This window comes from Martelella mediterranea (genome assembly GCF_021021415.1).
Classification (GTDB): domain Bacteria; phylum Pseudomonadota; class Alphaproteobacteria; order Rhizobiales; family Rhizobiaceae; genus Martelella; species Martelella mediterranea_C.
Genome location: NZ_JAINWJ010000078.1, coordinates 1 through 8,777, shown reverse-complemented (window position 1 = coordinate 8,777; position 8,777 = coordinate 1). Strand labels below are relative to the sequence as shown.

The 8,777-nt window shown below is 58.4% G+C and carries 9 protein-coding genes and 1 pseudogene; 3 read left to right on the top strand and 7 right to left on the bottom strand.

Annotated features, from left to right (window positions below; genetic code table 11):
* Nucleotides 1-2: 2 nt before the first annotated feature.
* Both K7H91_RS24990 and K7H91_RS24985 read right to left on the bottom strand, forming a co-directional pair.
* Nucleotides 3-455: a hypothetical protein gene (locus tag K7H91_RS24990; protein ID WP_230722877.1), complete on the bottom strand. Its 453-nt coding sequence runs from the start codon at nucleotides 453-455 to the stop codon at nucleotides 3-5.
* A gap of 3 nt (nucleotides 456-458) precedes the next feature.
* Nucleotides 459-2,693, bottom strand: a complete 2,235-nt coding sequence (locus K7H91_RS24985) for a heavy metal translocating P-type ATPase (protein ID WP_230722879.1) — start codon at nucleotides 2,691-2,693, stop codon at nucleotides 459-461.
* 105 nt (nucleotides 2,694-2,798) lie between these two features.
* Here K7H91_RS24985 and K7H91_RS24980 point away from each other — a divergent pair, with 105 nt between their 5' ends.
* The 3 genes from K7H91_RS24980 to K7H91_RS24970 are packed head-to-tail and all read left to right on the top strand — an operon-like array spanning nucleotide 2,799 to nucleotide 4,339.
* On the top strand, nucleotides 2,799-3,239 hold the full coding sequence (locus K7H91_RS24980) for a MerR family transcriptional regulator (RefSeq protein WP_230722876.1): 441 nt from the start codon (nucleotides 2,799-2,801) through the stop codon (nucleotides 3,237-3,239).
* Complete coding sequence (locus K7H91_RS24975) at nucleotides 3,236-3,577, top strand: YnfA family protein (RefSeq protein WP_230722875.1); 342 nt, start codon at nucleotides 3,236-3,238, stop codon at nucleotides 3,575-3,577. The genes K7H91_RS24980 and K7H91_RS24975 overlap by 4 nt, the downstream gene beginning before the upstream one ends.
* Before the next feature lie 48 nt (nucleotides 3,578-3,625).
* Entirely contained in the window at nucleotides 3,626-4,339 is a 714-nt protein-coding gene (locus K7H91_RS24970; RefSeq protein ID WP_230722874.1) for a heparan-alpha-glucosaminide N-acetyltransferase, read from the top strand.
* On the opposite strand, the gene K7H91_RS24965 is transcribed toward K7H91_RS24970, so the two are convergent.
* The 5 genes and pseudogenes from K7H91_RS24965 to K7H91_RS24945 form a co-directional block, all read right to left on the bottom strand.
* Nucleotides 4,311-5,378: a L,D-transpeptidase family protein gene (locus K7H91_RS24965; RefSeq protein WP_230722873.1), complete on the bottom strand. Its 1,068-nt coding sequence runs from the start codon at nucleotides 5,376-5,378 to the stop codon at nucleotides 4,311-4,313. The genes K7H91_RS24970 and K7H91_RS24965 overlap by 29 nt on opposite strands.
* Nucleotides 5,379-5,403: 25 nt before the next feature.
* On the bottom strand, nucleotides 5,404-6,072 hold the full coding sequence (locus tag K7H91_RS24960) for a L,D-transpeptidase (protein ID WP_230722872.1): 669 nt from the start codon (nucleotides 6,070-6,072) through the stop codon (nucleotides 5,404-5,406).
* Nucleotides 6,073-6,201: 129 nt separating this feature from the next.
* Nucleotides 6,202-6,746 (bottom strand): annotated as a pseudogene (locus K7H91_RS24955) (L,D-transpeptidase).
* Between the two features lie 76 nt (nucleotides 6,747-6,822).
* Nucleotides 6,823-7,167: a hypothetical protein gene (locus tag K7H91_RS24950; RefSeq protein ID WP_230722871.1), complete on the bottom strand. Its 345-nt coding sequence runs from the start codon at nucleotides 7,165-7,167 to the stop codon at nucleotides 6,823-6,825.
* A 418-nt stretch (nucleotides 7,168-7,585) separates the two neighbouring features.
* On the bottom strand, nucleotides 7,586-8,731 hold the full coding sequence (locus K7H91_RS24945; protein ID WP_230722878.1) for a metal transporter: 1,146 nt from the start codon (nucleotides 8,729-8,731) through the stop codon (nucleotides 7,586-7,588).
* Nucleotides 8,732-8,777 lie beyond the last annotated feature (46 nt).

The window sequence follows — 8,777 nt, the reverse complement described above, 5'->3', positions numbered from 1 at the left end:
GATTAATTCGGCGCATTCTTACAATTAAGTGCCAAGCGACAGGTGGGGTTGCAGCTGAACCGATAGAGACCTTCTGAGACGAGATTACCCGTTGCGCCCTCGGCAACGCCGACCCTCCACGAACTCCCCATCGACATCTGCGCGGCAAAGGCCAGCAGCGCGCCGATCCCGGCCACGAACAGGCCGATCACACCAAGCATTACTGTCGAGCCTTTGTCCCAGAACACGTCCATATCGCGCAGAACGGGCGACGCCCACCAAACGAGCGGCCCGGTGAAAGCGAGAACAAAAGCCACGCGGAAACCGATTGCCGCCCAGCGGTCACGCCCTTTTGCCCGGGCGAACAGCCAGACCGGCTTGCCCGCCGCCCGAGCCGCTATCGCGCTGCCCCAGAAAAAGAGAACAAGGTAACCCAAAAGCAGGACCAGGGCGGCCCAACCGAAGCCGGAAATCATGTGTCAGCCCTCGCGTTCCGGATTGAAGCGCAGCAGCCGCAATGCGTTCAGCGTGACTAGAACCGTGGCCCCCGTGTCGGCCATGATCGCGATCCAGAGACCGGTCAGGCCCAGAACCGAGGTCACCAGAAACACTGCCTTCAGGCCCAGCGCCATGGTGACATTCTGGCGGATGTTGGTCATCGCCGCGCGGGTGAGGCGGATGGTGACCGGGATGTCGGTCACCCGGTCGCGCAGGATGGCTGCATCGGCCGTTTCGAGCGCGACATCAGTGCCCGATCCCATGGCCACGCCAACGCTCGCCTGTTTCAGCGCCGGTGCGTCGTTGATGCCGTCGCCGATCATCATCACGCCGCCATGCTCGCTCATGTCGCGGATGGCCTTGATCTTGTCTTCGGGCATCATGTCGGCCTGGTACTCGACGCCCAGGCTACCCGCAATCGCCGCTGCCGTACGGGGGTTGTCCCCGGTCAGGATGAGGGGCGTGATGCCCATGGCTTTCAACTGACGCACGGCTTCGGGCGCATCCGCGCGCGGTTCGTCACGCATGGCGATGACGCCAAGCGGGGTCTTTTCGCGGAACACCACGACGGCGGTCTTGCCCTGTTCCTCGAATACTGTCGTCTGGGCGAGACCCGCGTCGTCAATCCCAGCATTGTCCTTGGCATATCCTGGTGAAGCCACCCAGGCGGAAGCGTTACCCACCGTGGCGATCACACCCTTGCCCATCAACGCTTTTGCATCGCTTGAGGGCAGGATTGTTATGCCTGCCTCCTCCGCCTTGTTCAGAATGGCGATGGCCAACGGATGGCTGGAGCCGCTTTCGACCCCGGCCGCGACAGCCAGAAGTTCGGCCTCGGTCGTTGTGCCAAAAGTTACGATATCCGTCACCACTGGCCGCCCATGCGTCAGCGTCCCGGTTTTGTCAAAGGCAACCCGAGATACCTTCGCAGCCGCCTCGATCACTGCGCCGCCCTTCATCAGAATGCCGCGCCGCGCGCCTGTTGACAGCGCCGAAGCAATGGACGCGGGAACCGAGATCACGAGCGCACAGGGGCAGCCAATCAGCAGCAGCGCCAGCCCGCGGTAAACCCATGTGTCCCAAGGCTGGCCAAAGGCCAGGGGCGGCACCAGCACGACCAGAGCCGCAACAGTGACGATAGCGGGCATATACCAGCGGCTGAAGCGGTCAATGAACCGTTCGGTCGGCGCGCGTGCCTCCTCGGCCTCTTCCACGAGGCGTATAATGCGCGAGATGGTGTTGTCGGCGGCGGCTTTGGTCACCGTGACCCGCAACGCGGCTTCTGTGTTGATGGAGCCTGCGAAGACCGAATCACTGGGTCCCTTGTTCACCGGAACACTTTCACCAGTCACCGGGCTATCATCCACGCCCGAGGTGCCTTCTTTGATCTCGCCATCCGCCGGGATGCGATCGCCGGGACGGACGAGCACGGTCTGCCCCACGGCAAGACTTGCCGCCGGCACTTCGCGTGTGGCGCCGTTCATCTCCAAAAGCGCCGTCTTCGGAACCAGATTGGCAAGAGCGCGAATTCCACCACGCGCCTTGCCTGCGGCCACGCCTTCCAGAACCTCCCCCACAGCGAACAGGAAAACGACCAAAGCCGCTTCTTCCGCGGCATTGATGAACAATGCGCCGATCGCGGCAATTGTCATCAGGCTTTCGATGGTGAAGGGCTGTCCCATGCGCAATGCTGCAAATGCGCGGCGGGCGACGGGAGCAACCCCGATCAGACAGGCTGCAACGAAGGCCCAATTGCCGATCTCCGGAACGATCAGTTCCACCCCCCAGGCAACCACAAGAAGCAGGGCGGTAAAGATCACCAGCCTCCCCTTGGCCGTCTGATACCAGCGTTTGTCCCGATCGGCGGGATCGTCATGAACATGGCCGGAACTGCCGTGGCCGAAATCGTCCTTTGAATTGCCGTCCGCATGGGAATGGCCGGTACCACTTCCACCATGGTCATTATCTTCGACCGGGTCCGCCGTCACCATCCGCGGTGAAATGCCGTAGCCAAGCGCCCGAACGGTTTTTTCAATCTTGTCGCGGCCAGTCTCGCCCTCGTCCAGAGTCAGGCGCAGACGTTCGGACATGATACCGACCTCGACACCGGTAACTCCTGGCAACCGTGCCAAAGCATCTTTTATCTTTGTGGCACAGGACCCGCAGTCCATGCCAGACACCGTCCAGTCGCAACTGATTTTGTTGTTTGCTTCCATTTCCGTCACCGCTTTTCCTTCCCCCACAGGGAGTTTCCTCGGGCCTTGTCTTCGTCAGTCACTCTCTCTAATGTCTATAGCCACTGTAGCTTCAAGAGAAATTTTATGCTGACCATCGGAAAACTTGGACAGGGGGCAGGGGTCAAGGTGCCGACCATCCGCTATTATGAACAGATCGGCTTGTTGCCGGAGGCTGAGCGAAGTGCAGGCAACCAGAGGCTCTACAGCCGCAAGGCGCTTGATCGACTAACCTTCGTCCGGCATGCGCGGGAACTTGGCTTCACGCTCGATGCGATCCGCGATCTGCTCAGCCTCTCGGATCATCCCGACCAGCCATGCGCGGCAGCGGATGCTATTGCCAAGGCTCAACTGGCGGAAATTGAGAAGCGGCTCGCGCGTCTTGCCTCGTTGAAGGTCGAATTGAAGCGCATGGTGGCGCAATGCGCGGGCGGCAGCATCGCTGACTGCCGGGTGATCGAAGTGCTGGGCAACCATTCGCTTTGCGCGGCCGAACACGGTCCCCGGGAAAGCGAGGGCGATTCGTGACCCCGTTTGGCACGCTCTCCATCTATGCGGCCGCGGCTCTGGCCGAGATAGCAGGCTGTTTTGCCTTCTGGGCCTGGATGCGGCAGGGGGCCAGCGCCCTCTGGCTTGTCCCCGGCCTTGTGAGCCTTGCAGCTTTCGCCTGGCTGTTGACGCTTGCCCCGTCAGATTTCGCAGGCCGTGCTTATGCGGCCTATGGCGGCGTCTATGTTGCGGCCTCGCTGCTCTGGCTTCTGACAGTGGAAAGACAGCGGCCCGACACCTGGGATCTGACCGGTGCAGCGATCTGTGTCCTTGGCGCTGGGATCATCCTGTTCGCTCCACGGACGCTGGGAAGTTGAGAAACGTCTGCCGTTTGACGGCCATTGGATAAGGCTACTGTGAACAGCATGAAAAAAAACAGATTGCTGATCGTTGATGCTGCACGAGGAACGGCGATCGCTGGCGTGGTGCTTTTCCATCTCGTCTGGGATCTGGAATTCACCGGCTTCATATCTGGCGTGGCCTTTCATCCACTGTGGCTCGTATTCGGACGTTCGCTGGCTGGAAGCTTCATGTTCCTTGCGGGAGTGAGTCTGGTTCTGGCGCATGGCGTCCAGTTCAGGACAACGACATATTTTCGCCGACTCGGCGTCATTGTTGCTGCCGCCATGGCGATAACAATCGTCACTTTCCTGGTATTTCCCGGTGCGTTTGTGTATTTCGGCATCTTGCATTCGATCGCCATTGCAAGTCTCATCGGCGTTGTTTTTCTCAGACCCCCGGCTTCAGTTAGTCTGCTGACCGGATTGGTGATGATGGCGCTTCCATGGTTCGTCTCGCTGTCGGCCTTTGACCCCCGATGGCTGGCGTGGATCGGCCTTTCAGCCAACCCGCCGCTCAGCAATGATTTCGTACCAGTGCTTCCCTGGGCGGGCGTGACGCTTCTTGGCATCGCTTTCGCCAAAGTGTGTGACGTTGGATTGCATCAGGTAAAAAGCGCGAGTGTGGACAGCACTTTCCTGGCCAAGCTCGCTTGGTTGGGCCGCCACAGCCTCGCAATATATTTGCTGCATCAGCCGGTGATGCTCGCAATCATTGTTCCCTTGTCGCGCCTGCTTTGAGGGGTTGCCGTCGGGCGACGAAGGGGTCGGCGAGCGCTGCTTGCGGACGGCTGACCGGGACAGCAGTCGATGAAGTGATTTCCGACAAATACTGCGGGCCTTTCTTGGCCAGAATCTTGCGGAAGACCGGGTTCATACCGCCATCCGAATAGGCGAGACCAGGACTTTGGACATCGTTGAGGAGGCTTTTCATCTTCTCGATGTCGCCCGTTGATTTCTCGGCCACTTGCTGAACTTCCGGTTCAAAAGCCGGGCATTGTCCAAGCGGGTCGGTGGGCGAATTGCCGTTGAGGGGTTCGCCGAACCGGTAGCGACCCTCGCAGAATTGAAACCGGGGTGGTTGTCGCAGAACTTCAAAGCGATCATAGCCCGCCTTGAGATCCATCCAGAAGTCGAAATTCGGGTTGTCGTTGTGCGCCGCAAGGTTTTCGGGCGTCATCCGAAACGGATAGGACTGGACCTGAAAGTCCTGCTGGCCGCCTTTCAATGCTTCTCTGACGACCGCGTAAACTTCCGCGACATACTCATCGGAAATCGCAAAGCAACCCGACGATGAGCACGCGCCATGCACCATCAGGGCGGAACCGGTGTAGCCCTTTGCCCGCTCCAGCCTGTTCGGATAACCGAGATCGAAGGAAAGGTAGTATTGCGATCTCGGGTTCAGCCTGCCGGAATTGACGGTGTAGAATCCTTCAGGCGCCTGCCGGTCGCCTTCGAATTTTTTCGGACCCAATACGCCCGACCATCGGCACATTGGATAGGTTTTCATCAGTGCATACTTGCCGGTTGAATCCCGCTTCCAGACTTCGAGTTCGCTTTCCTGCTTGAAAATACGAACCAGCACCGGGTCTGCGGGCCTCATTCCCATATCCCGCATTTTGGCGACAGTCTTTTGCGGGATAGGAACATCGCCTCGGCCATCAAGCTCCAGCGTGCTCGTCACACATCCGGTCAAGACCAGACCTGCCATGAGAATGCCGATCACACTGAATCGAAATCCCCGGGTTGCACGGCGCTTTTTTCTGATCATAGGCAGCATCAATTTCCGTTTCTTGCCCCTGGCTTCAGACAACAATCAGCCTGGCGCCATTGGTCACGCGGCCGTAAAGGTCGACAACATCCTGATTGATCATCCGCACGCAACCGCTGGAAACCGATTTGCCGATGGTCCAGTATTCCGGCGATCCGTGAATGCGGTAAAGCGTATCCTCACCATTCTGGAAGATGTAGAGGGCGCGGGCGCCGAGCGGATTGTCAAGACCAGGCGGCATACCGCCATTGCTGGCGCTCCATTTTGCAAGCTCGGGTTGCCGCGCGATCATTTCGTCGGGCGGGGTCCATTTCGGCCAAGCCTGTTTCCACTGGATCACGCCTTCACCCGACCATTCGAAACCTTGCCGACCGAGGCCGACGCCATAACGCATGGCTTTTCCGCCTTCCTGGATCAGATGAAGGAAATATGTCTTTGTATTGACGATGACCGTTCCAACTGGATACGGACTGGTGAAATTCACCTGCCGCCTCCAGAATTTTGTTGGCACCTTGTTGATGTCGATAGCGGGCAGGGGAAACCGTTCGCCGGGCATCGGTCCATACATTGCCCGGATTGTGGCTAACTTCGGATTGGGTGTCGCTTCCTCAACCGGTAGGTCGGTTCTGGTTGCAGTGGTGCATCCGGACAATGCCAGGACTGAGGATCCTGCGGCTCCACATATGAATTGGCGGCGGTTCATATCGTTTCAACTTTCACAACTTCTTGCATGGTGGACCTGTTCAAATTCATCATTGGTGGAGTGCGAGCCGCAAACTCCGGAACTGGTTTGCGGCTCTCGGTAACGTGCATGTGAAGAATGGTTTTGGCGCTACAGCACCACAACCCGAGCGCCGACTGGCACCCGCTCAAAAAGGTCTTCGACATGGTCATTGATCATGCGGATGCAGCCATTGGACACCGAGCGCCCGATCGAAGATGGCTCCGTTGTGCCATGAATGCGGTAGAGCGTATCGCGCCCATCCCTGTACAAAAATAGAGAGCCCGCGAGCCCAAAGGATTGGTCGGGCCGCCAGGAACACCCTTGGCGAAGCGCGCGTACTTCTTCGGATTGCGCTTGATCATATTGGCTGTAGGGGTCCATGAGGGCCACTTGGCTTTTCGTCCGACCTTCGCCTGTCCCTTGAAAGCCAGCCCGGCCCGGCCCACTCCGACGCCATAGCGGCGCGCCTTTCCTGCAGCAAGCTGCAAATACAAGAAGTGGTTTTTCGGGTCGATTATGATTGTACCGGGGTTGTAACCGCTCAAGCTAATTAATTGCGGTTCGTATTTTTCGTCCAGTTTGAACTTCTCGGTGTGGGCGTAGGCTGGTAGCCCGTACGATGTGGCAAGGCAGGCGCCAACGCCAAATAGCATTTCTCTTCTTGAAATCATGTTTCCCACTCACGTCTTTGAAAGTTTCCTATCTGCACGGGAATGCGCAGGTTTACATTCATGCGTGAGCGTTTGGTGGTCGTGGGACTACATTTCCGATGTTGAAGAGAAGCACGGGTTTGAATTCGAAGTCATGCTCCTGTGTCTCGGGTGCCACTGTCGGAACATTCATCACAGCAAAAATTGCACAGTGCATCGGACAGTGGGCAGATATCTTGCTCCCGGTTTCCTCGCCGAGCGGCTTGGTGTCAGAGCCAAGATCACTGTCAACGGCAATTGAAGTGCATTCGATCGCATCAGTTCTGCTTTGGCAGTCAAAAAGAACATTGTCCTCATCCAACGAATGCGCGAGCGCCGGAAGCGCCAGCAGCAATGCTAGAATGAAGGTCAGCACACGGATCATGACACTCTTTTCGCTTCTAAGGCCTTCTTTGTCTATATGATCTATGGTTAACTTTTTGTGAGAATATGGTTATCGTCATAAGTCTGGGGGTTTTTCCGAGTGCTGATGGGCAGCAGCACGATCGGTAAAGAGATCAGCTTCGATTTGATCACCGGAGATCATCCGTCGGTACGATACAGGTTAAAATCCTTGCCTTATCGAGATACCGGCCTTTACCGAGGTCCTGCCCATCCTGTCATCAATCGATACGCCAACCGACCGGATAGCTTTGAACTGCCGGTTTACCGACGAAGAAGCCGAGGTTTAGAACAAGCCTGCCCCTGCGGCAACAGCGACGCCGGCTCACCAGTTTAGTCTCTCTCTTATATCGCGGGGCAGCGATCCGCTTGTGAGGGGCCGCAGTTTCGTCGGATCGGAATTAAATCTTCACGAGCATAGCTGTCAGGTACATGAACCCTACACCTACAGCGAGTCCCGCCATCACCGGCATCGATCCGAGGCGGGCGCTGTCGCCGCCACTTCTACGCACCAGCAGCGCGCTGACCTCGAAAATGACCTGAAGAATTGCACCAGCGCCGATCGCCAACGCCAGCGCCGACCATTGCGGCGCATAGGCAAGGCTGCCGATCCAGATGCCCACCACAGCTGGCCCTCCTGCCAGCAGCGCCAGCGCCGCGAACGTCCATAGCGGCGGTCGCACCTTCAGGATCGGCGCAGCTATTCCAATGCCTTCCGTGATGTTGTGGAGTGTGAAGCCGATCACAAGGAATGTTCCAAGTCCTGCGGCGCCTGCCGCGAAGGCAGCACCAATGGCCAGCCCTTCGCCAAGGTTATGGAGGCCTATCCCGAGCGAGATGTAAGTTGCGAGCGCCAATCCCGTCGGACTACCCTGCCGCCGTGAGACCGCCATCAGGATGAGGAAGCTCGCGGCCGCCGTCAGCACGACCATGGCTTGGCCCTGGAATATCGCAGCCGCTTGCGATGCGAACTCCAGCGAATCCTCCGGTGTGTCGACTATTAGAAAGCCGAGCAGGCCGACAGTCATGGCGAGCAAGAATTCCATGGTCGCCGGACCCGCGCCACGCAGCGCCGGATAGAACATCAACCCGACCGCGACCGGCAGAATGCCTACGAATGCACCGAGAATTGCCTGCGATACGAGATTCCCCGACGTGACGGACGGAGTAGCTACCGCCACTGGTATCGCGTGATCAAACGTCGCGCCGGTGTTGGTTACGAAGGTGACACGATGCGCCTCTCCCGTCACCCAGGGGAACGGCAGACTGACCCATGCGGTCTCGCCTCTGGCGATCGGCCCGGACGGTTCTTGAACGAACTCCCAATAGGCAGCATCAACCTGAATCTGCGCGATTATCATCGGCTCGGAGCCACCGGCGCGGACCAGCAGACGCAACCCGTTGAGGTCGAGGATGGTACGTTCGACGGTCAGGGATTCCACCGGCGGCGCGCCATTGTCGAACCGAGCCAGGGGATTGGTGGCGATCAACCACCAGATTGCGACAGTCAACACTGCGAGTGGCAGGATCACCCAGATCGCGGACAGCCAGCTAGAGTATCCGTCTTTATCAAGCCCTCATTTGCGCCCATTT